The following is a 23281-nucleotide window of genomic DNA, read 5'->3' on the forward strand; positions in this document are numbered from 1 at the left end:
CTATTGAAAGATACTAACACCATAGCAAAATGTTTCGATATTTTGATGGTGAAAGAGAGGCAGCTAACATGAAAGCAACAGGTATTGTTCGTAGAATTGATGATCTGGGCCGTGTGGTCATTCCGAAAGAAATACGTCGTACGCTTCGCATTCGAGAAGGAGATCCGCTCGAAATTTTTGTCGATCGAGACGGCGAAGTTATTCTGAAAAAGTATTCACCGTTTACAGAGCTCGGCGATTTTTCTCAGGAGTATGCAGAATCGTTATATGACAGTTTAAATTACGCAATTTTAATTTGCGACCGAGATACAGTCATTTCGGCTGCCGGTGTGAAAAAGAAAGACTTCGTTGAACGGAAAATTGGACCGATTGTTGAAACAGTCATTCAAGAGCGCCGTTCTGCTGAAAGCAATGACCCGCGCGAAGTGGAATTTGTGGACGGTCGCATGATTCAGGCTGCATCATATTTTATTGCGCCGATTATTGCATCCGGCGATGCAATTGGTGCCGTCGTCTTGTTTTCAGAAGAACGATCAGCAGGAGAAGCAGAACAAAAATCGGCATTTGTCGCCGCTGCTTTTTTCGGCAAACAAATGGAGCGTTAACCCGGACTCCCGGCTGAGGAGCCGGGTTTTTCTTTGCAAACATATCGAAAATGAGTAAAGTAGTGACAGAGGTGGTCATATGGAAGAAGGAAAATCATTTATCAAAGGAGCGGTGCTATTAACAGTAGCTGCGTTATTTGTAAAAGTATTGAGTGCAGTATACCGCGTGCCATTTCAAAATATTGTCGGTAATACCGGCTTTTACATTTATCAGCAAGTATATCCTTTCTATGGAATTGCCACGGGCCTTGCTGTCTCAGGCTTTCCGATTGTACTTTCAAGGCTTGTTGCGGGAGCAGATAAAGGATCGAAACAACAGTTGATCGGTACAGCATTTTTTACAATTAGTATAATGGGTATCTTGTCTTCTTTAATTTTATTTTTTTCTGCAAGCTGGATAGCAATAGCAATGGGAGATGCGCAGCTGACACCGCTTATTCAGCTAAGTGCCTTTTTCTTTTTGGCGATGCCGTATATAACTGTCCGCCGTGGTACTTTTCAAGGAGGGGGTGACATGATGCCGACAGCCATGTCGCAAATGGCTGAACAGTCCATTCGTGTTCTTTGTATTTTATTATTTTCTTTTTATGCTGTTTATTCAGGAAGGACACTATATGAAGCTGGTCTCGGTGCCGTCGTCGGTTCGCTGTTCGGTATGATCGCGTCCATCATTGCGTTATTTCTGTATAAAACGGAGAAAAAGGTTTCGACCCCTTTTCAATTCGATGTTCAAATTGCGACAACTATCATAACGAAAGGCAGTGCGATTTGTTTGTCTGCTTTAACGCTGGTTTTATTCCAGCTGGCTGATTCGTTTCAAATTTATAGCGGACTTGTCTTATCAGGAGTTCCAGCTGATATGGCGAAAGAATGGAAGGGTATATATGATCGGGGCCAGCCTTTGCTTCAGCTCGGTGTCGTTGCGGCAGTGTCGATTTCGTTAACCGTTGTTCCTCTTATCACAAAAGCGATAAAAGAAAAAGAAGTCCATGCTGCTCTAGTGTACAGCCAGACAGCACTTCGGATTAGCTTTGTACTCGGTCTTGCAGCGTCAAGTGGTTTAGCTGCTATAATGAATCCACTGAATAAAATGTTGTTTGAAACGACTGATGGTTCTGGTGTACTGGCAATATTCGGGATATCGATTTTTTTTTACTCCATTATGTCGACAATGAGTGCTATTTTTCAAGGACAGGGACAGGACTGGATTCCGGCAGCTGGTGCTGTGATCGCCCTTGCCTTTAAATGGACAGCAAATGCAATTTTAATTCCAGTATACGGATTGTATGGCGCTTCGTTCGCAACATCAGGTGCACTGTTTGCGGGTGTATTATTTTTAACTGCCGCGTTGAGAAAACATGAAAAGCGCCCGTTATTTAGCGGTACATTTATACTTAAAGCAATAGCATCTTCATTTTTCATGGCGGTTATCGTATACATATGTATTTATTTTCTTTTGCCGGAAGGATCGGGTCGCCTCGTAAGCGGGGGGACAGCGGTCAGTGGGGCAATGCTCGGAGCCTGTCTGTTTTTTGCTTTCATGGTAAAATGGAAAGTATTAAATGAAGATGAACTGCGGATGCTGCCTTTCGGATTGAAAATCATTGACTGGACGGCGAAGCGCAATAAGAGGATGTGACGTGTAATGAAGAAAAAGATAACGATTGTAGGACTCGGAGCTGCTGATCTCGATCAAATGCCACTCGGTGTGTACCGGCTTTTAAAAAAATCAAATACGGTCTGGCTTCGAACGATGGGTCATCCGGTCGTTTCCGCATTGCAACAAGAAGGTGTACAGTTTGAAAGTTTTGATACCGTTTATGAACGGCATGACCGGTTTGAAGATGTATATGAGGAAATTGTCGAGCTGTTGCTTGAAGCATCGAAGCACGAGCCTGTTTTATACGCCGTACCTGGTCATCCAATGGCAGCAGAGAAGACCGTACAACTGTTGCTTGAGCGAAAACGGTCAGGCGAAGTAGATGTGGTGATTGCAGGCGGACAAAGCTTTCTAGATGCGCTTTTTGCCAGCATTGAAATCGATCCAGCTGATGGCTTTCAACTGCTTGATGGTACTGCATTGAATCGCGACGATATTCATATTTTTGGTCACTTGATCATTGCTCAAGTGTACGATTCATTTGTAGCATCTGATGTGAAATTGACATTGATGGAAAAATATCCGGATGACCATGAAGTGACAGTTATAACGGCAGCGGGCAGCGAACAGGAAGTGCTGAAAAAGATGCCGCTTTACGAGCTTGATCGCAATATGGAGATTAATAATTTAACGAGTGTGTACGTGCCGCCTGTTCAAAAAGAAGAAGATACATATCGAGAGTTTTCTGTGCTAAGAGAGATCATTGCCCGTTTACGCGCACCAGACGGCGGCTGTCCATGGGATTTGAAACAGACGCATTCATCGTTAAAAAAATATTTAATAGAAGAAGCATATGAATTGTTTGAAGCGATTGATGACAAAGACGATGATGCAATGATAGGCGAACTTGGTGACGTTTTGCTGCAAGTGCTCCTTCATGCGCAAATTGGCGAAGATGAAGGCATGTTTACCATTGAAGATGTAATTGAATCGACTTCTTCTAAAATGATTCGACGCCACCCGCATGTGTTTGGGGATGGGCAGGCTGAAACCGCAGATGATGTGAAAGCGAATTGGCAGGAAATCAAAGCAGCTGAGAAAGGGTATAAGCAAGCTCGATGGCTCGATGGAATCCCGAAAGGACTGCCGGCATTACTCGAAGCGTACGACATTCAGAAAAAAGCGGCGAAAGTCGGATTTGACTGGAGCGAGGCAGCTGGCGCAATCGAAAAAGTGAAAGAAGAATGGATCGAATTTCTCGTTGAAACAGAGGCGGATGACGCTGCTCATCTACGGGAAGAATTCGGGGATGTCCTCTTTTCATTCATTAACGTCGCGCGTTTTTATGACATTCATCCAGAAGAAGCACTCGCAGCAATTAACATCAAATTTCGGCGCCGCTTCGGCTATGTAGAAGACCGCGTAAGAGAAAGCGGCCGCCAATTTACAGACTTTACGCTGGATGAACTCGATTCATTTTGGAATGAAGCAAAAAAAGAGGAGAGAGATAGATGAGACTGGACAAATTTTTAAAAGTATCACGTATTATTAAACGCCGGACACTCGCAAAAGAAGTAGCAGATCAAGGGCGTATTTCCATTAATGGCGTAGCAGGAAAAGCAAGTTCTAATGTAAAAGTCGGCGATGAATTGGCAATTCGTCTTGGTCGCCGCATTATGACTGTCCGTGTTGAGAAGTTGCTGGATACAACGAAAAAGGAAGAAGCAGCGGGTATGTACGATGTGCTAAAAGAAGAACAACTGTCTGAATAAGCGAGAAAGCATTCACTTCAAAAAGAGTGGGTGCTTTTTTCATAATTTTCAAGCCTTTTGCATATTATCTCAGATAGAGATTATAAAAAGGAGATGAGCAATATGGACATAAAGCAGGATCATACAGTGAATATAACGGGGCGGAAAACAGTGGAATTAACAGGTGTTCAGCAAGTGGAGCGCTTCGATAGTTCGGAATTTTTACTACAGACGGTAATGGGCAAGCTGAAAGTACGCGGCAGTGGGCTGAAAATGAAACATTTTGATACCGTCAATAAAAAGGCCGCCATTGAAGGGCGGATCACGGCCTTTTTATACGTAGATGGAAGTGCAGGAAAATTATTTTTTAAACGGTCAAAATGAATCTCGGTACACAAATTGAAACGGCACTTTTGATGGCTGTGACGGGCATTTGCTTCGGTATGCTGCTTGATGTATACCGGCGGATCAGATGTAAGAACAAAAAAAAGATTGTTCTGCTCGTTTTAAGTGATGGTTTATTTTGGAGTAGTTATGCGATCGGATTATTTATCTCTTTATATTATGTAAATGACGGACAAGTAAGGCTTCCGTTCTTTTTGTTTCTATTCGTTGGCGTTCTGCTCTATTTCCTGTTCATCCGGCGCTTTTTTCTTCCTGTGATGAATGCCGTTTTTTTTCTATGTCGGCTCATAGGGAATATTATCAAAACAATTATACACATTTTTTTCATCACTCCGGTCCTTTTCATTGTGAAAACCGTGGTTTTCCTTGCCAGAATGATCCATTCTCTATTATTATGGATGATAAAGACATTATTGTTACGACCGTTTTCGGCAATAGGCCGTTCAAAAAAATAAATGGTGGAGGAACTGCAATGCGCGGACTGAACAAAGAAAAAGTGTCATCATTGAAAAATGCATTTATATTGTCTCAGGAAAAAAAAACAATTTTTAAAATGCAGCATAAACGAAAACTCATGCGCCGATTAGCAGCTTTTGGGGTGGTAGGGCTTATTATTCTTGGTACGATGCTATCAGCTGTCATATCGCAATCTGCCAGTCTTGAGGCGAGTGAGGAAAAGCTGGTGAAAGCGGAGCAGCAGCTGATCAAGCTGGAACAGCAGCAAAAACTTTCGGAAGAAGAGCTTGAACGATTGAAGGATGATGAGTATATTGCGGATCTCGCACGGAAAGACTATTTCTTGTCTGAAGAAGGGGAAATTATCTTTAATCTTCCAGAAACGGATCAAAAAGAGCAGAGAGAAGAAGAATAAAGAAAGCAGTGTCTTATTGACACGCTTTTTTTACGTACTATAATAATAAATAAAGCTCGAACAATTTTAAGGAGGAACAATTTTTTTATGTCAATCGAAGTGGGCAGCAAGTTACAGGGTAAAGTGACCGGCATTACAAAGTTTGGTGCGTTTGTACAATTGCCGGAAGGTTCGACGGGTCTCGTTCATATTAGTGAAGTGGCGGATAATTATGTCAAAGACATTAATGATCACTTGACTGTCGGCGATGAAGTGGAAGTAAAAGTATTGAATGTTGAGAAGGACGGTAAAATCGGTTTGTCAATTCGTAAAGCGAAGGATAATCCACCACCGCAAACGCAATATCGTCCGCGTCCACAACGCCAGGGTGATTTCCGTCAAAAAGGGGGACCACGAGGTGGAGGACAGCCACCTGTAGAGAACTTTGAATCGAAAGTGGCCCGTTTCCTGAAAGACAGCGAAGAACGCATGACAACATTAAAACGTCAAACAGACTCACGCCGAGGTGGAAGAGGCGGAAGACGCGGTTAATGCTGCTCCCTGTCGATACAATATAATTGTATTTATTTTATTAAGCGGTCTCGAATACCGATATTCGAGATCGTTTTCTATGTAGGAAAGAATTCAGCTATGTGAGAAATTATATTCTCTTGCAGCTGGATTCTTTTTATTTATCTGGAATACGCATGATTAGCATTTTAAGAAAGGAGAATTAGTTTGGAAATAAGCCATGTTGAGGTAGAAATAAAACGGTTAAAACTAAAAAAGCCATTTATAACAGCGTTAAGGAAGGTTGTTTCCATTGAGGTAGCAGTCGTCCGCCTTAAACTAAAGGATGGAACACAGGGAATTGGAACGGCTTCACCTTCCGTTGTTATAACAGGCGAATCGATTGAAAGTATAGAATCAACGATCAAAAATACACTGGCTCCTGCGGTGATCGGTCAAAGCATTTTAAACATATTCAGTCTTTCACGAACGATCCAGACGTCATGCATTGGAAACACGAGCGCAAAAGCAGGCTTTGAGATTGCTTTGTTTGATGCCTATTCAAAATTTTTACGTATCCCGCTCTATCAACTGCTTGGAGGAAAAACAAATACACTTGAAAATGATATGACAATCAGCATTAATCAGGCGAATACGATGATCCGCGATGCAGTGGAGAGTGTGGAGAAAGGATTTAAATCGTTGAAAATAAAAGTGGGACTGGATGGACAGAAAGATTTTGAACGAATTAAAGCAATACGTGAAGCAGTAGGGCCGTCTATTCAAATTAGAGTAGACGCCAATCAAGGGTGGAATAAAAAAGAAGCTGTTAACATTATTAAGGGATGGGAAGATGAAAGATTAAACATTAGTATAATTGAACAACCTGTTTCAGCAGGCGATATTGATTCGTTAAAATATGTGACCGATCATGTGTATACGCCGATTATGGCAGATGAAAGTGTTTTTTCTCCTGAACAGGCACTGGAATTAGTTCAAACAAAGGCGGTTGACTGGTTAAACATTAAGTTGATGAAAGCGGGTGGTATCGTGCGGGCACTGCAAATTGCCAGTATTGCAGAGGCGGGCCGAATTCCATGTATGATCGGCAGCATGATGGAAAGCGGACTGGGTGTTCTGGCCGCGGCCCACTTGGCCTGTGCTCATCCTAATATTTTGAAAATCGACCTTGATGCCCCACTATGGCTGGAAAGCAATGATGCCCAAACGTCACCATTTCAAGGGCCAATGATTATGTTGAGTGAAAATCCAGGGATCGGATACGATTTTTTCAAAAAATAAAAAATAGTGATTAAGGGATGATAGTGAAGAATATGCTGATGCAAGAAGATGATAGCGAAAGAATATCGGTGACAAAAAAAGGTTCGGCGAGTTAAGCTCGCCGAACCTTTTAGTATGACCCCTACGGGATTCGAACCCGTGTTACCGCCGTGAAAGGGCGGTGTCTTAACCGCTTGACCAAGGGGCCATGATAAGAAAGAGTGTTGTGGTGTCAACTCTGTTTGCCGAGGGCTTGGATCATAAGCTGTTTTGACTGCACGGCTCTGAAGAACGCCATTTCATCAGTTCATCTTATGTCTGTCGCCCTTAAATAGGCAAACTATGCATTTCAAAATAGCGGCGAAGGGGATCGAACCCCCGACCTCACGGGTATGAACCGTACGCTCTAGCCAGCTGAGCTACACCGCCAAAAATGTGCTTTCTTTTATAGCACAGATTCAATAATAACGGCGCGGGAATGAAATGTCAATATTATTTTTTTTTTTTAGCGTAGTTAATTTGTCGAACGATTTATTGGCAATGATTCCTTCGTTTGACAAAATTTGAACTTGCTTTCTTTTATACTTCATGTAAGGAAACGAATAAAAAGGAGAGTGGGCTGTATTGCAAAGAGCGGAGTATGGGATGACAGGGAAAGCAGTTCTGGGCCGGGAGTGGGGCAACGGATATGCAGGAAAGGCAGCCTTTTTATTACTTGATCGAGGTTGGATACTGTTTCCAGCGGGTTTTTTATTTGGACGGGCTTTATTACTTTCACAATTGTCGCCTTTTGCGCTTTCCTTCTTTGCAGCTGTATTTGTCATGAGAAAAGAGATGGCACCCCGTGTATGTATAGCTGTTCTTGCGGGAGCATTTACGGTTTCACCGCTGAATACAGTAAGCACCTTTGCAGTTTTGTTTAGTTTTTTACTTTTACATCGATTATTCAGGACGCTTCATAAAGGGGAAACAGCACCTGTTCCATTTTTTGTCTTCTTTACAATTCTTACAGTGAAAAGTATTTTGGCGTATACAGTGAACGGTCCAGAATTTGTACCGGCATATGATCTTGTGCTCGCTGCTGTGGAAGCATCACTTGCTTTTGTGCTAACACTTATCTTTATGCAGTGCTTGCCGTTTTTATCCTTATCAGGGCGAATTCGTACACTAAAAACGGAAGAATGGATTGGATTACTTATTGTCTTCGCCTCGGCAGCGACGGGAATGGTCGGTTGGTCCATTGGCGGACTTGAGGCAGATCATATAGCGGCTCGGTATCTCGTAACGGCTATTTCGTTTTTATCAGGTGCCGCATTCGGATCGGCTGCTGGTGTTGTAAGTGGGCTAATTTTAAGTTTAGCAGGTGTTAGCGATTTTCATGAAATGAGCATTCTAGCGTTTGCCGGGCTGCTGGGGGGGTTATTCAAAGAATGGAAACGGGGCGGTGCAGTGGCTGGCTTGATGGCGGCCACTGTATTGGCCGGTTTTTACGGTGAAGGCGATATCATGAATATGACGACATTGTATGAATCGGCTGCGGCTGCACTGCTTTTATTTATGACGCCGAAAGCATGGACAGACCATGTGTCTAAATTAATTCCCGGAACGACAGAGCACTCGATAGAACAGCAGCGATATTTACGAAAAGTACGAGATGTGACTTCAGATCGAATGGAACAGTTTTCGGATTTATTTGATGCGTTGGCCGATAGTTTCTCGCAGCCGAATCAACCTTTGGAGGGTGAAGATAGAGAGTTTGATTTGTTTTTAAGCGGCGTTACGGAAAAAACATGTCAAACTTGTTTCAAAAAAGAGCAGTGTTGGGTGTATCAATTTGATGACACATATAAATTGATGAAAGACATACTCGAAGAAGTAGACACGGAAAAAGACAGCTTATCACCGCCACTTGTAAAAGAACTGGAAACCCGCTGTTTCCGACCGGTTCGTGTAGAAGAAGAGATTCGTTCACAACTGACGTATTACCGGGCGAATAAAGAGTTGAAACAACAAATGCGAGACAGCCGAAAAATCGTTGCGGATCAGTTGGAAGGAGTATCAAAAGTGATGCGTGACTTTGCGAGTGAAATGCAGCGTGAAGAAGCGGCGCATTGTACACAGGAAGAAAAAATAACGTCTGCAATCGAATCATTCGGAATGGAAATTACTGATATTGATGTATTCAGTGTTCAAAAAGGAGCAATCGATATAGAAATGACGATTCCGTATTCAAAGGGACATGGAGAAAGCGAAAAAATTATTGCACCTATTTTATCGGAATTACTCGATGAATATATCATTGTTGTTCGCGAGCAGGAGGACGGTTCTGGAATGAGAAGTGTATTCCGATCAGCGAAAGCATTCCGCATTGTGACAGGACTGGCACACGCCGCAAAAGGAGGCGGTCTTGTATCGGGAGATTCATTTTCAGCAATCGAAATTGGGACAGGGAAATTTGCGCTTGCGATCAGTGACGGGATGGGGAATGGAGATAGAGCACACGATGAAAGCAGCGCTACGATCAGTTTATTGAAGCGGATATTACAGTCCGGCATTGAAGAAAAAGTAGCAGTGAAATCGATTAACTCTATTTTGTCGTTGCGGACGAATGATGAAGTGTTTTCAACGCTCGACTTAGCTATTATTGATTTGCAGGATGCACAGACTGTCTTTTTGAAAGTTGGTTCATCACCGAGCTTTATTAAACGGGGTGATCAAGTAATAAAGGTGGAATCCGGTAATTTGCCAATAGGTATTTTACAACAGTTTGAAGTGGACACTGTTCATGAACAACTGAAGTCGGGAGACTTGCTTATAATGATGAGTGATGGGGTATTCGAAGGGCCTGATTTTATTGAAAACGCTGACATCTGGATGAAACGAAAAATTAAATCGATTGAGACGAACGATCCTCAGCAATTTGCTGATTTATTAATGGATGAAGTGATTCGTACACAGGCGGGGGAAATAAAAGATGATATGACGCTATGCGTTGCGCGCGTGGAGCATAATTTACCAGAGTGGGCGGCAATTCCAATTTATGATATTGAACCGTCTGAGAAAAGGAAAAAACGTCCGATGAGACGCCGGGCCGTATAATTTTGTTCATTTCCGTCGAACATGAAGAAAAAAGGTGAAAGGCGGAGACGATCATGAAGATGGGAACGATCAGGCAGCTTCTTTTATTAACGGATGGCTGCTCAAACACAGGAGAAGATCCGGCTGCGATGGCTGCGTTTGCTTTACGACAAGGTATTACTGTCAATGTCATTGGGATTGTCGATGACAGCAAAAGGGCAGAAGGACTGGAGGAAATTGAATCTATTGCGAGGTCCGGTGGTGGAGAAAGTCGGATTGTACAAGCGAGGTCACTATCAGAAACTGTTGTGAATGTGACGCGTCAGGCCATGACAGGTACAATTTATAGCATTATTAATCAGGAACTGCGTGATATTTTAAATGAAGATGCGCAAATTGAGTCGCTGCCGCCTGAAAAAAGAGGCAAAATCGCGGAAAAGGTAGAAGACATTAGCGAAGAAGCAGAATTAAAATTGCTTGTGTTGACAGATATGAGTGCCAGCATGAAGCTGAAACTGCCAGCTGTTAAAGAAGCGCTTTATGATTTATCGGTTAGTATGCAGTCAAGAAGCGGTCACTCTTCTTTTTCATTGTGGACATTTCCTGGGAAATATAGTGCGGCAGAAGAGCGGATTGGCTGGACAGACAATGCAAAAAAATTAGCTGAATCATTTCCGCAGCTTGCGTCCGGCGGTATTACACCGACCGGTCCGGCGATTAGACAGGCACTTTCTTCATTTCTCGATATGGAGAAGTACGATGAAAAATCGATATGAAGCAATGCCCGGCGAGTTGTTAATAGGCAAATGGACTGGACATAAATGGCGGGTAGAGAGAGAAATTGGCCGCGGCGCGAATGGAATTGTCTACCTTGTAACAGGTGCGATTGGACAGGCCGCGTTAAAATTTGCCGATTCGGCCGCTGTTGCCTCTGAAACGAATACATTGAAATCACTTGAACGGGTCAGGGAAGCATCTCCCGGCCCTTTTTTTATTGAAGCAGACGATGTTGAAAAAAATGGTGTCATTTATCCTTTCTACATTATGGAGTATATTGACGGGTTAATGCTGCATACATTTATGAAAAATAAAAAAGAAGAATGGAGTTTTATCCTGCTGCTTCGATTGCTTGATTTTTTGGAGTCGCTTCATAGTTCAGGCAAAATTATGGGTGATTTAAAGCCGGAAAACTTAATTGTTTCTGGCCCTACCCATATGATTCGGGCAGTGGATATGGGCGGTATCACAAAACAGGGGCGTTCTGTGAAAGAGTACACTACTCTTTACGATCGGGCTGCCTGGCACTCAGGGACGAGAGAAGCGGAACCAGCGTACGATCTATTCGCTGCTTCTGTTTTGACGATTACACTGATGCATAAAAAAGAAGTGCAAGAGGCCGGTGGACAAATCGAACGCTTAATAGCCATTATTGAATCATCACCGGTACTTCAACTGGCCGCGCCTATTTTGCAGCAGGCGATTAGTGGTCAATATAATTGTGCGAAGACGATGAAAAAAGAACTGCTTATTTGTTTATCAGGCAAAGAGCCGACGAAGATGAGAACAAGAAAGAAGCGTAAATCAAAAAAATGGCCTGTGGTATTGGTTTTTTTTACGTTCATCCTCATGGTATTTTTGTTACACTAAAAGAAACGATGAGAAGCGGAGCGGAAGATATGCAGTCTTTTGAAAAACAGGTAAAAGCATTTATCTATACACATAAACTCATTCGACCGGGCGATCATGTAGTCGCTGCTGTTTCAGGAGGATCCGATTCAATGGCGCTTCTTCATTTTCTCTATGAGAATCAAAAGGACATGTCTATTCGGATTAGTGCCATTCATGTAGATCATATGCTGCGTGGAAACGAATCGTACGAAGATTTGCTGTTTGTGGAGTCATTTTGTCGGGAGCGAAATATTCCGTTTAAAGCAGGGCAGGTGGATGCAAGCGCCGAGTCAATTAAAACAGGAGCGGGTATTCAAGAAGCCGCCAGGAGTGTCCGCTATTCTTTTTTTGAGCAAGTGATGAAAGAATATAGTACTGCTAAACTGGCTACTGCTCATCATGCGGACGATCAAATTGAAACGGTTTTTATGCAGTTGACGAGAGGATCCCATACATATACAGGTATCCCATCTGAGCGATCATTTGCAGGGGGATCTATTATCCGTCCCTTTCTGACAGTAACGAAAGAAAATATTCTTACTTATTGCGTATCCAATAACATTCAATACCGTGATGACCCGAGCAATGAAAAAAACGATTACACACGCAACCGGTTCCGGCATAACTTACTGCCTTTCATTAAAAAAGAAAATAAGAAAGCGCATTTTCATGTGCAGCGTTTCAGTGAAGAGAAGAGAGAAGATGAAGAATTTTTAACAGTACTTGCCCGGCAGAAAATCGAGAATATGACAATATGGAAACATCGGGACGTATCTCTAAAAACTGATCCGTTCAAAACAGTGCCTTTGCCTTTACAAAGAAGGGCAATTCATCTAATATTAAACTATCTCTATCATGGAAAAACAGCGTTTTCATTTCTACATATTCAGCACACTTTACAACTGCTTCAATCATCTTCTCCATCGGGGAAATTGAACCTTCCATCTAGTCTTACTGTTCAGAAAATTGGAGACGATTGTTTATTTTCATTTGAAACGGGGGAGTCGAAAAAAAAGAGCGAACCGCTTTTTCTTTATCCTGGGGACGTTGTACAGTGGCCATCTGGAGGCACATTTAGGGTTCAAACAGAAGGGGAATGTTCAGCTGAATTAGCATGTTTTAAATTGGATTCGGATCATATACAATGGCCGATCTGCATTCGAACGCGTCAAGAAGGCGACAAAATTCAGTTAAAAGGAATGAGTGGTTCGAAAAAGCTAGCCCGTTTATTTATTGACGAAAAGATCCCTTTAGCATACCGGGATGATCTTCCGGTTGTGACGGATGCAGATGGAACACTGCTCTGGGTACCGGGTGTCCGCAAATCCATTCATGAGCAGTCTGGGCCGTTGCTGTTAATTTATGAAAAGGAATAAGCCAATTCTGGGAGGAAAGTCTATTGTTAAGTAACGATATTGAGAAGGTGCTTATTTCGGAAGAGGAAATACAGGCGAAAGTAAAACAGCTTGGCGCGGAGTTGACAGAAGAGTATAAAGACAGTTATCCACTGTTTGTAGGTGTATTAAAAGGTGCTATGCCATTTATGTCTGACCTTATTAAACGTGTGGATACACATCTTGAAGTTGATTTTATGGACGTCTCAAGCTACGGGAAATCAACGGTGTCATCTGGTGAAGTGAAAATTGTTAAAGATTTGGACACATCTGTAGAAGGACGCGATGTGTTAATTATCGAAGACATTATTGACAGCGGCTTGACCTTAAGCTATCTAGCGGAGTTATTTCATTATCGGAAAGCGAAATCAGTGAAAATTGCTACTCTTCTGGATAAACCTACTGGCCGGAAAGCAAAAATCAAAGTAGATATGATAGGTTTTACTGTTCCGGACGAATTCGTGGTTGGCTACGGTCTTGATTACGCAGAACGCTACCGTAATCTTCCATATATTGGTGTATTAAAACCAATTATTTATATGGCGGCTGAAGGTAAATAAGTGAGCGGATTAAACAGGCTAAAAGAAGGTTCAAATAGTTGTAACACTAACTTTCTATATGATAACATTGCATATAGTCAGCTTTTTTGGGAGGAGGTAAGGGATGAACAGAATTTTTCGTTACACCATATTTTATTTACTCGTTTTTCTTGTCATTATTGGTGTTGTTAGCTATTTCAACAACAATAACGCACCAACGAATAATGTCACATATAATGAATTTCTGACGTATCTGAAGCAAGATGATGTTGAAACCTTTACTATGCAGCCGGAGCGTGGCGTATATGAAATACGCGGAACGCTAAAAGGGGCTGAGGAAAATGAAATGTTCGTTACATATGTAACGGGCAATGATACGATGCTGAATCAAGTAAATGCTGCATCTCAAAATGCGGAAGTGAACATTCTTCCGGCAAAAGAAACAAGTGGATGGGTACAGTTTTTCACAACGATCATCCCATTCCTCATTATCTTTATTTTCTTCTTCTTTTTGTTGAACCAGGCACAGGGTGGCGGCGGCGGCCGTGTGATGAACTTCGGCAAAAGTAAAGCGCGCCTTTACAACGATGAAAAGAAAAAAGTCCGCTTTGACGATGTAGCGGGCGCAGATGAAGAAAAACAAGAACTTGTTGAAGTTGTTGAATTTTTGAAAGATCCGCGCAGGTTTACTGAACTCGGTGCCCGTATTCCAAAAGGAGTGCTTCTTGTAGGACCTCCAGGTACAGGTAAAACATTGCTCGCAAAAGCGGTGGCTGGCGAAGCGGGTGTGCCATTCTTCTCGATTAGTGGTTCGGACTTTGTTGAAATGTTCGTCGGTGTCGGTGCTTCCCGTGTTCGTGATTTGTTCGAGAATGCGAAGAAAAACTCACCATGTATCATTTTTATCGATGAGATTGATGCGGTTGGACGCCAGCGTGGCGCTGGACTGGGCGGTGGTCATGACGAACGTGAGCAAACGCTCAACCAATTGCTCGTTGAAATGGATGGATTTAGTGCGAACGAAGGAATTATTATGATTGCGGCAACAAACCGTGCTGATATTCTTGACCCTGCACTTCTTCGTCCGGGACGTTTTGACCGTCAAATTACGGTTGACCGTCCAGATTTAAATGGCCGTGAAGCAGTCCTTCGTGTACACGCCCGCAACAAGCCGCTTCATGAATCTGTTGACTTGCGTGCGATTGCACAGCGTACACCGGGTTTCTCTGGTGCAGACCTTGAGAACTTACTAAATGAAGCCGCGCTTGTGGCTGCTCGTACAGATAAGAAAAAAATCGATATGTCTGATGTAGATGAAGCAACAGACCGTGTCATTGCTGGACCTGCCAAAAAGAGCCGCGTCATTTCCAAAAAAGAACGAAAAATCGTCGCGTTCCATGAATCGGGACATACCGTCATCGGTCTTGTACTAGATGAAGCGGACATGGTTCATAAAGTGACGATTGTTCCACGCGGACAGGCAGGGGGCTATGCTGTCATGCTTCCGAAAGAAGACCGTTATTTCATGACAAAGCCGGAACTTCTTGATAAAATTACCGGTCTTCTTGGCGGCCGTGTAGCGGAAGATATTATTTTTGGTGAAGTTTCAACAGGTGCTCACAATGATTTCCAACGTGCAACAGGTATTGCCCGCCGTATGGTCACGGAATTCGGAATGAGTGACAAACTGGGACCGCTTCAATTTGGTCAATCGCAAGGACAAGTATTTTTAGGCCGCGACTTTAATAGCGAACAAAATTACTCAGACCGCATTGCGTATGAAATTGATGTGGAAATTCAAACGATTATTAAAGAGTGCTATGCACGAGCGAAACAGATTTTGACAGAAAATCGTGATAAGCTCGAACTCATTGCGAATACACTACTTGAAATCGAAACGCTTGATGCAGCACAAATTAAACACTTGTCTGATCATGGGACATTGCCGGAACGAAACTACAGTTCTGACGGTGAAGAAAAGTTAAAAGACAATACAGTAGTGCTTGAAAAGACAGACGCGACAGAAGGAACACCAGCAACGGAAACGACGAATTTGCCGGAAAACGCTGTGGATGTACCGGAAGTGCGAGACGATCTTAAAATGCCTTTAAACGGTGAAGAACCAAAAGCATAATAGACAGACGCCCGGAAAGTATTCTTTTCGGGCGTCTTTTGTTTTCATTTTTGAATAGTGTGATATGATAAAACACGAAAAAAATAGATGAACAGGTGTGGTGAGAACGTTGATATTTGTACTGGATGTGGGAAATACAAATACAGTGCTCGGTGTGTACGAAGGAGAAAAATTAAAGTATCACTGGCGTATTGAAACGAACCGTAATAAAACAGAAGATGAATACGGTATGATAATTAAAAACTTATTTCAGCATGACGGTTTGCAATTTGAACAAATTCATGGTGTGATCATTTCATCCGTTGTACCACCGATTATGGCGGCACTTGAGCGCATGTGTAAAAAATATTTTCACGTTCATCCGCTTGTTGTCGGCCCTGGTGTGAAAACCGGTTTAAATATTAAATATGAAAATCCGCGCGAAGTTGGAGCAGACCGAATTGTCAATGCAGTAGCGGGCATTCATGAATACGGTTCTCCGCTTATTATTGTCGACTTTGGGACAGCATCCACATACTGCTATATAGATGAAAAATCCAATTATATGGGCGGTGCAATTGCACCTGGAATAGGTATTTCAACAGAAGCGCTTTATACGCGTGCATCAAAGCTTCCGCGTATTGAAATTGCACGGCCGGATAATATTGTGGGCAAAAACACGATTTCTGCGATGCAGGCAGGTATTTTATATGGATATGTTGGTCAAGTAGAAGGTATAGTCAGACGAATGAAAAGCCAAAGTAATATCGATCCAACAGTTATTGCAACGGGAGGTCTCGCGGCACTCATTGCTAAAGAGTGTGATGAGATTGATGTCGTCGATCTGGAATTAACATTAAAAGGTCTTTTGTTAATTTATAAAAGAAATGTAGGAAAGGAAGATTAGAGTGAGTGACTATTTAGTAAAAGCATTGGCTTTTGACGGACAGGTCCGTGCCTATGCAGTAAATACAACGAAAACAATTGGGGAAGCGCAAAGAAGACACGGTTCATGGCCAACAGCGTCTGCAGCACTCGGCCGCTCCATGACAGCAGGTGTCATGATGGGTGCAATGATGAAAGGAAACGAAAAAATCACATTGAAAATTGAAGGTGGTGGCGCAGCGGGTCCGATTCTCGTTGACAGTGATGCGAATGGAAATGTGCGTGGCTACATTACCTATCCGCAAACCCACTTTGATTTGAACGAAAATGGCAAACTTGATGTACGTCGTGCCGTTGGAACAGACGGCATGCTGACAGTCGTAAAAGATCTTGGCCTTCGTGAAAACTTCAGCGGTCAAACACCGATTGTCTCAGGTGAGCTTGGAGAGGACTTTACGTATTATTTTGCCGTATCTGAGCAAGTACCATCATCGGTTGGTGTCGGTGTGCTTGTTAACCCAGATAACTCGATACTGGCTGCGGGCGGTTTCATTATTCAGCTCATGCCAAATGTAGATGATGCGACGATTACGATTTTAGAAGAACGCATTACGAATATGGAGCCTATATCTAAGCTCATTGAAAAAGGATTAGTACCGGAGCAGATTTTAACGTACATTTTCGGTGAAGGGAACGTAAAGTTTTTGGAAACAATGCCGGTTCAATTTGAATGTACATGTTCAAAAGAGCGATTTGGCAATGCAATTGTCAGTCTTGGACGTGGGGAAATTCAAGAAATGATTAAAGAAGATGGCGGTGCTGAAACACAATGTCATTTCTGTAACGAACGATATATATTTTCAAAAGAAGAACTTGAACAACTAAAAGAAGAGGCCTGATCTTTATAAAACCTGCTAAAATTGGCAGGTTTTTATCTATGTGACCTCGAACTTAATCAAAATGGTTGACTTTTCAATCAAAAGCTGATAAATTCTATATAACCAATGAAAATACTCGGCATTTAAATGGAGGTAAATAATTAATGGTACGTGTAGCGAATTCAGTAGCCGATTTAGTCGGTCAAACACCAGTTGTAAGATTAAATAATGTAGTAGATGAAAACAGTGCAGAAGTGTACGTAAAGCTTGAATACATGAACCCAGGAAGCAGTGTAAAAGACCGGATCGCACTTGCAATGATTGAAGCAGCGGAGAAAAAAGGAAACTTGCAGCCAGGCGGCACATTAATTGAACCTACGAGCGGCAACACAGGAATTGGCCTTGCGATGATCGCAGCAGCAAAAGGATACAAAGCAATCCTTGTTATGCCTGAAACAATGAGCATGGAGCGCCGCAACTTGCTTCGTGCTTATGGTGCAGAGCTTATATTAACACCGGGACCAGAAGGAATGGGTGGAGCAATCCGCAAGGCGAAAGAACTTGCTGATGCAAACGGTTATTTCTTGCCGCAGCAGTTTGAAAACGAAGCAAATCCTGAAATTCACCGTTTGACAACAGGGAAAGAGATTGCTGAGCAATTTGACCAACTCGATGGTTTCGTATCCGGTATCGGTACGGGTGGGACAATTACAGGTTCAGGACAAGTCATTAAAGAAAAATGGCCAAATGCAAAAATTTATGCAGTGGAGCCGACAGATTCACCGGTTCTTTCAGGTGGTAAACCGGGTCCTCATAAAATCCAAGGAATCGGTGCGGGCTTTATTCCGGCTATTCTTGATACGAAAATTTACGATGAAGTTATCCAAATTGACAATGATACAGCATTTGAAACAGCGCGCCTTGTTGCACGTGAAGAAGGGATCCTTGGAGGTATCTCTTCAGGCGCAGCGATTGCTGCTGCTATTCAAGTGGCAAAAAAACTTGGTAAAGGCAAAAAAGTATTGGCGATTCTTCCATCAAATGGCGAACGCTACCTTAGCACACCGCTTTACCAATTCGATTAAGCTAAAACCGCAACAGACTGCATTCGCGCAGTCTGTTTTTTTTTTATGTTAAAATAAAAAGAATGATTAAAGAAACTGGAGAGATGTACAATATGAAAGCGGGAAAATACACACTTGATTTTGAACAGCAAACGTACGTGATGGGCATTTTAAATGCGACGCCGGATTCTTTTTCAGACGGCGGTCGGTTTAACGAGCATGATACAGCTGTTCACCACGCTGTTCAAATGGTAAAGGACGGGGCACATATTATAGACATCGGCGGTGAATCCACTCGCCCAGGCTATACACCAGTTTCTACCGAAGATGAAATCAACCGGGTGCAGCCGATTATTGAAGCAATCGATCGCTCAGTAGACGTTCCAATTTCTATCGATACGTTTAAAGCAAAAACAGCTGAAAAAGCAGTTGAAGCCGGAGCGTCGATCCTGAACGATATTTGGGGTGCGAAAAAAGATCCAGATATGGCAGCAGTCGCTGCTGAAAAAGAAGTACCTATTATTTTAATGCACAACCGGGAACAAATGAATTACGGAGATTTTATGAGGGATTGCTTACAAGATTTATATGAAAGCATTACAATTGCAAAAAAAGCTGGTGTGCCAGATGAACATATTATTCTTGACCCGGGCATTGGTTTTGCAAAGACGATGGAGCAAAATATGGAGATGATGCAAAACCTTGATCGTGTTGCGGCGCTCGGTTTCCCGGTATTGCTAGGTACATCACGTAAACGAATGATTGATTATGTATTGAATGTACCGGTAGAGGAGCGGATGGAAGGGACAGGTGCAACTTGCTGTTTTGGTATTCAAAAAGGGTGTCATATTGTTCGGGTTCATGATGTATTGCCAATCGCGCGCATGATGAAAATGATGGATGCGCTAGTCGGAAAGGGGCATCACAATGGATAAAATCTATGTGACAGGTATGGAATTTTACGGCTATCACGGTGTTTTTCCTGAAGAAAATAAACTCGGTCAGCGTTTTCGGGCAGATGTGACACTTGATGTTTCGCTTAAAAAAGCAGGCGAAACAGATGATCTTAAGAATTCGGTCAATTATGGGGAGATTTATGAAGCGTGTAAAGCAGTTATGGAAGGCAGTCCAGTGAAGCTTGTGGAAACGCTGGCTGAAAAAATAGCAGGCGATCTTCTAGAAAAGTTTATTACTGTGCAGTCATGTACAGTAAAAGTGATTAAACCAGACCCTCCCATTGCGGGACATTATGACTTTGTCGCGATCGAAATTACGAGAGGTCGTGAATAATGAATCATCTAGTTTATTTATCTCTCGGAACGAATATGGGCGATCGTGAACTCTTCTTGAAGGAAGCCGTGAAGCTTCTCCGTCAAAAAGAAAAGATGCATATTAAAGCGATCTCTTCTATATATGAAACAGACCCGGTTGGTTTTACGGATCAGCCGCCCTTTTTAAACATCGTATTGAAAGTGAAATCATCATTGTCGGCGGTTGAGATGCTTGACGTCTGTATGGAAATTGAAAATGAGCTTGGACGGAAGCGGGATTTAAGGTGGGGGCCGCGGACAATAGACCTTGACATTTTGTTGTATAATCACGACAATATTAAATCAGAGAACCTTATTATTCCTCACCCGCGGATGAAAGAGCGTGCTTTCGTACTTATTCCGCTGGCAGAAATAGATGCAACGATCGAAATTCCTGATACAGGAATGCCGCTGGAACAATATTTACATTATGTTCAGGGAAGAGAAGGCGTCAACCTCTGGAAAACGGCGGACGCTTTTTCGTCCTTATGAAAACAGAAAGGTGATTATTTATGTTGAAAATCGGACCGGTTGAACTGAAAAACAGGGTAGTGCTCGCGCCAATGGCCGGCGTATGTAACTCTGCTTTCCGTTTGACAGTAAAAGAATTCGGTGCCGGAATGGTATGCGCGGAAATGGTCAGTGATAAAGGAATTGTACTTCAAAACGAGAAAACCATGAATATGCTTTATATCGATGAGCGCGAAAAACCACTTAGCCTTCAAATTTTTGGCGGTGAAAGAGAATCGCTCGTACAAGCGGCAAGTTTTGTTGATAAAAATACAAATGCAGACATTATTGATATTAACATGGGCTGTCCGGTACCGAAAATTACGAAGTGTGATGCAGGAGCGAAATGGCTTCTTGATCCGAATAAAATTTATGAAATGGTATCCGCTGTCGTCGATGCAGTTGACAAGCCTGTAACGGTTAAAATGCGTATGGGTTGGGATGAAGACCATATTTATGCGGTTGAGAACGCCCGCGCCGTTGAGCGTGCAGGAGGTCAGGCGGTGGCGCTTCATGGCCGTACGCGCGTGCAAATGTACGAAGGCCATTCGAACTGGGACATTATTAAAGAAGTGAAAAACTCAATTAATATTCCATTGATCGGAAATGGCGATGTGGAAACACCACAAGATGCGAAACGTATGCTTGATGAAACAGGGTGCGATGCGGTGATGATCGGCCGTGCTGCACTTGGAAATCCGTGGATGATTTACCGGACGGTGCAATACCTTGAAACAGGCCTGCTTGCAGATGAACCGACAGCGCGCGAAAAAATCGACGTATGTCTTCTTCATTTAGACCGTTTAATTAACTTGAAAAATGAAAACATTGCTGTACGTGAAATGCGCAAACATGCCGCATGGTATTTGAAAGGCATACGTGGAAACGGACAAGTACGTAAAGAGATCAATACATGTGAAACGAGAAGTGACCTCGTCACATTATTAACAACATTTGTAGACAAAGTGGAAGAAAAGGAAGCGTCGATTCAGGCGGTTTAATTGAATATAGGAGTGAACGGAAAAATGAGTGAAGAATTAAACGACCAGCTGTTGGTCAGAAGAGAAAAATTGCAGTCTTTAAAAGATAAAGGACTTGATCCGTTTGGAGGCCGTTTCGAGCGTACGCATACATCAGAAGAAATTACAGCGCAGTTTGATTCATTTTCAAAAGAAGAGTTAGAAGAAAAAGAAGCAGAAGTTGTCATTGCTGGACGTATTATGACGAAGCGTGGGAAAGGGAAAGCGGGATTTGCCCACGTTCAGGACTTAAACGGTCAAATTCAAATTTACGTTCGTAAAGATACTGTTGGAGAAGACGCGTATGATCTCTTTACAATGACTGACCTCGGAGACATTGTCGGCATCAAAGGGAAAGTATTTAAAACAAACGTAGGCGAACTATCTGTGAAAGCAACAGAATACGTGTATTTAACGAAATCACTTCGGCCTCTTCCAGATAAACATCATGGGCTGAAAGATATTGAACAACGCTATCGTCAGCGTTATTTGGACTTGATGACAAACCCGGAAAGTCAGCAAACTTTTATCGCCCGCAGTCGCATTATCCAATCGATGCGTCGTTACCTTGATAACAATGGCTATTTGGAAGTGGAAACACCGATGATGCATTCCATTGCTGGTGGTGCAGCCGCCCGTCCATTCGTCACACATCATAATGCACTCGACATGGAATTATATATGCGAATCGCAATTGAACTTCATTTGAAACGTCTGATAGTTGGCGGAATGGAGAAAGTATATGAAATCGGTCGTGTTTTCCGCAATGAAGGTGTATCAACACGGCATAATCCGGAATTTACAATGATTGAATTGTACGAGGCATATGCAGACTTTACCGATATTATGCGGTTAACTGAAAACGTCATTGCTCACGTAGCTGAAGATGTCATTGGTACAACAACAATTGAATATGGTGAATATACAGTAGAGTTGAAACCTGAATGGAGACGACTTCATATGGTTGATGCTGTAAAAGAATACACAGGTGTAGATTTTTGGCGTGAAATGAGCGATGAAGAAGCACGTCAGCTTGCAAAAGAACATGGTATTGAATATAAAGAAACGATGCAATTCGGTCATATTATCAATGAATTTTTTGAGCAAAAAGTGGAGGAAGAGCTTATTCAGCCTACCTTTGTTTATGGTCATCCGGTTGAAATATCACCTTTGGCGAAGAAAAATCCAGAAGATCCACGTTTCACAGATCGCTTTGAATTGTTCATTGTAGGGCGTGAGCATGCCAATGCATTCACGGAATTAAATGACCCGATCGACCAGCGCGAACGTTTTGAATCGCAGCTAAAAGAGCGTGAGCAAGGAAATGATGAAGCGCATGAAATGGATGATGACTTTATTGAAGCACTAGAGTATGGCATGCCACCGACAGGAGGACTAGGTATTGGGATTGACCGTCTCGTTATGCTTTTGACAAATTCTCCGTCTATTCGTGATGTGCTGTTATTCCCGCTTATGAGACATAAAGATTAAATGAGTATCCCCGGCGAATTAGCCGGGGTTTTTATGTTTTTGAAAAAAAATGAGAAAATGAAAAAAAGTACTTGCTTCTAGAAAAGCACGGTGGTATATTTATAAACGTTGTCAGCAACATAGAACAACGAAATGAAAAAACATTTTCAAAAAATAATTGACATTGTATTTTGAAGATGTTAAGATATTAAAGTCGCAAATGACGAATTGAACATTGAAAACTGAACAAAATCAATAAAAACGTCAACGTTTTAGTTTTAAATCTTATCTGGCAGATGCCTGTCATCTGCAGATAAACAAATGAGCAAGTCAAACACTTTTTGGAGAGTT

At 42.4% G+C, this 23281-nt stretch carries 23 protein-coding genes and 2 tRNA genes; 23 read left to right on the top strand and 2 right to left on the bottom strand.

Features of this window, described 5'->3' with window-relative positions:
* The first annotated feature begins 68 nt into the window (after window positions 1-68).
* The 9 genes from spoVT to A3M5_RS0117605 all read left to right on the top strand — a co-directional run bounded on the left by spoVT (window position 69) and on the right by A3M5_RS0117605 (window position 7023).
* On the top strand, window positions 69-605 hold the full coding sequence (spoVT, locus tag A3M5_RS0117565) for a stage V sporulation protein T (RefSeq protein WP_018395102.1): 537 nt from the start codon (window positions 69-71) through the stop codon (window positions 603-605).
* Between the two features lie 79 nt (window positions 606-684).
* Window positions 685-2244 carry a putative polysaccharide biosynthesis protein gene (locus tag A3M5_RS0117570; protein ID WP_018395103.1) on the top strand — a complete coding sequence of 520 codons (1560 nt, stop codon included), beginning with the start codon at window positions 685-687 and terminating at the stop codon, window positions 2242-2244.
* 6 nt (window positions 2245-2250) lie between these two features.
* A complete protein-coding gene (yabN, locus tag A3M5_RS0117575; RefSeq protein ID WP_018395104.1) occupies window positions 2251-3720 on the top strand; it encodes a bifunctional methyltransferase/pyrophosphohydrolase YabN in 1470 nt (489 codons plus the stop codon).
* Window positions 3717-3977 (top strand): RNA-binding S4 domain-containing protein, encoded by a 261-nt coding sequence (locus A3M5_RS0117580; RefSeq protein WP_018395105.1) that lies wholly within the window; start codon window positions 3717-3719, stop codon window positions 3975-3977. Before yabN ends, A3M5_RS0117580 begins: the two co-directional genes overlap by 4 nt.
* 102 nt (window positions 3978-4079) lie before the next feature.
* Window positions 4080-4340 (top strand): YabP/YqfC family sporulation protein, encoded by a 261-nt coding sequence (locus A3M5_RS0117585; RefSeq protein WP_018395106.1) that lies wholly within the window; start codon window positions 4080-4082, stop codon window positions 4338-4340.
* Window positions 4337-4816, top strand: coding sequence for a spore cortex biosynthesis protein YabQ (gene yabQ / locus A3M5_RS26685; protein ID WP_018395107.1), 480 nt, complete (start codon window positions 4337-4339; stop codon window positions 4814-4816). The genes A3M5_RS0117585 and yabQ overlap by 4 nt, the downstream gene beginning before the upstream one ends.
* A gap of 17 nt (window positions 4817-4833) precedes the next feature.
* Window positions 4834-5232: an FtsB family cell division protein gene (locus A3M5_RS0117595; protein ID WP_018395108.1), complete on the top strand. Its 399-nt coding sequence runs from the start codon at window positions 4834-4836 to the stop codon at window positions 5230-5232.
* Window positions 5233-5319: 87 nt separating this feature from the next.
* Window positions 5320-5763 carry a S1 domain-containing RNA-binding protein gene (locus tag A3M5_RS0117600; RefSeq protein ID WP_018395109.1) on the top strand — a complete coding sequence of 148 codons (444 nt, stop codon included), beginning with the start codon at window positions 5320-5322 and terminating at the stop codon, window positions 5761-5763.
* Between the two features lie 186 nt (window positions 5764-5949).
* Window positions 5950-7023: a dipeptide epimerase gene (locus tag A3M5_RS0117605; protein ID WP_018395110.1), complete on the top strand. Its 1074-nt coding sequence runs from the start codon at window positions 5950-5952 to the stop codon at window positions 7021-7023.
* A 115-nt stretch (window positions 7024-7138) separates the two neighbouring features.
* Here A3M5_RS0117605 and A3M5_RS0117610 read toward each other — a convergent pair.
* Window positions 7139-7210: transfer RNA gene (locus A3M5_RS0117610), tRNA-Glu, on the bottom strand.
* 147 nt (window positions 7211-7357) lie between these two features.
* Window positions 7358-7431: transfer RNA gene (locus tag A3M5_RS0117615), tRNA-Met, on the bottom strand.
* Between the two features lie 216 nt (window positions 7432-7647).
* Between A3M5_RS0117615 and spoIIE the strand changes: the two genes are divergently transcribed.
* From spoIIE to lysS, 14 genes are all read left to right on the top strand, one after another.
* On the top strand, window positions 7648-10101 hold the full coding sequence (spoIIE, locus tag A3M5_RS0117620; RefSeq protein WP_152333478.1) for a stage II sporulation protein E: 2454 nt from the start codon (window positions 7648-7650) through the stop codon (window positions 10099-10101).
* Window positions 10102-10154: 53 nt separating this feature from the next.
* Window positions 10155-10856, top strand: coding sequence for a hypothetical protein (locus A3M5_RS0117625; protein ID WP_018395112.1), 702 nt, complete (start codon window positions 10155-10157; stop codon window positions 10854-10856).
* Complete coding sequence (prkT, locus tag A3M5_RS23275) at window positions 10840-11727, top strand: serine/threonine protein kinase PrkT (RefSeq protein WP_018395113.1); 888 nt, start codon at window positions 10840-10842, stop codon at window positions 11725-11727. The genes A3M5_RS0117625 and prkT overlap by 17 nt, the downstream gene beginning before the upstream one ends.
* The gene (tilS, locus tag A3M5_RS0117635; RefSeq protein WP_018395114.1) at window positions 11670-13124 is read left to right on the top strand and encodes a tRNA lysidine(34) synthetase TilS; all 1455 of its coding nucleotides are present in this window, start codon (window positions 11670-11672) and stop codon (window positions 13122-13124) included. The genes prkT and tilS overlap by 58 nt, the downstream gene beginning before the upstream one ends.
* Before the next feature lie 23 nt (window positions 13125-13147).
* Entirely contained in the window at window positions 13148-13702 is a 555-nt protein-coding gene (gene hpt, locus A3M5_RS0117640; RefSeq protein WP_018395115.1) for a hypoxanthine phosphoribosyltransferase, read from the top strand.
* 103 nt (window positions 13703-13805) lie between these two features.
* A complete protein-coding gene (gene ftsH / locus A3M5_RS0117645) occupies window positions 13806-15815 on the top strand; it encodes an ATP-dependent zinc metalloprotease FtsH (RefSeq protein ID WP_018395116.1) in 2010 nt (669 codons plus the stop codon).
* Between the two features lie 109 nt (window positions 15816-15924).
* Window positions 15925-16701 (top strand): type III pantothenate kinase, encoded by a 777-nt coding sequence (locus A3M5_RS0117650; RefSeq protein ID WP_018395117.1) that lies wholly within the window; start codon window positions 15925-15927, stop codon window positions 16699-16701.
* Window position 16702: 1 nt separating this feature from the next.
* A complete protein-coding gene (gene hslO / locus A3M5_RS0117655; protein WP_018395118.1) occupies window positions 16703-17578 on the top strand; it encodes an Hsp33 family molecular chaperone HslO in 876 nt (291 codons plus the stop codon).
* A 143-nt stretch (window positions 17579-17721) separates the two neighbouring features.
* The gene (gene cysK, locus A3M5_RS0117660) at window positions 17722-18642 is read left to right on the top strand and encodes a cysteine synthase A (protein WP_018395119.1); all 921 of its coding nucleotides are present in this window, start codon (window positions 17722-17724) and stop codon (window positions 18640-18642) included.
* Between the two features lie 92 nt (window positions 18643-18734).
* Window positions 18735-19556, top strand: a complete 822-nt coding sequence (gene folP / locus A3M5_RS0117665) for a dihydropteroate synthase (RefSeq protein WP_018395120.1) — start codon at window positions 18735-18737, stop codon at window positions 19554-19556.
* Window positions 19549-19911 (top strand): dihydroneopterin aldolase, encoded by a 363-nt coding sequence (gene folB / locus A3M5_RS0117670; RefSeq protein ID WP_018395121.1) that lies wholly within the window; start codon window positions 19549-19551, stop codon window positions 19909-19911. The genes folP and folB overlap by 8 nt, the downstream gene beginning before the upstream one ends.
* Window positions 19911-20423, top strand: a complete 513-nt coding sequence (gene folK / locus A3M5_RS0117675; RefSeq protein WP_018395122.1) for a 2-amino-4-hydroxy-6-hydroxymethyldihydropteridine diphosphokinase — start codon at window positions 19911-19913, stop codon at window positions 20421-20423. Before folB ends, folK begins: the two co-directional genes overlap by 1 nt.
* Window positions 20424-20443: 20 nt before the next feature.
* Entirely contained in the window at window positions 20444-21442 is a 999-nt protein-coding gene (gene dusB / locus A3M5_RS0117680) for a tRNA dihydrouridine synthase DusB (RefSeq protein ID WP_018395123.1), read from the top strand.
* Between the two features lie 24 nt (window positions 21443-21466).
* Window positions 21467-22951: a lysine--tRNA ligase gene (gene lysS / locus A3M5_RS0117685; protein ID WP_018395124.1), complete on the top strand. Its 1485-nt coding sequence runs from the start codon at window positions 21467-21469 to the stop codon at window positions 22949-22951.
* Window positions 22952-23281: the final 330 nt, after the last annotated feature.

The sequence above is a fragment of the Bacillus sp. 37MA genome (assembly GCF_000372765.1).
Taxonomy (GTDB): domain Bacteria; phylum Bacillota; class Bacilli; order Bacillales; family Domibacillaceae; genus Domibacillus; species Domibacillus aminovorans.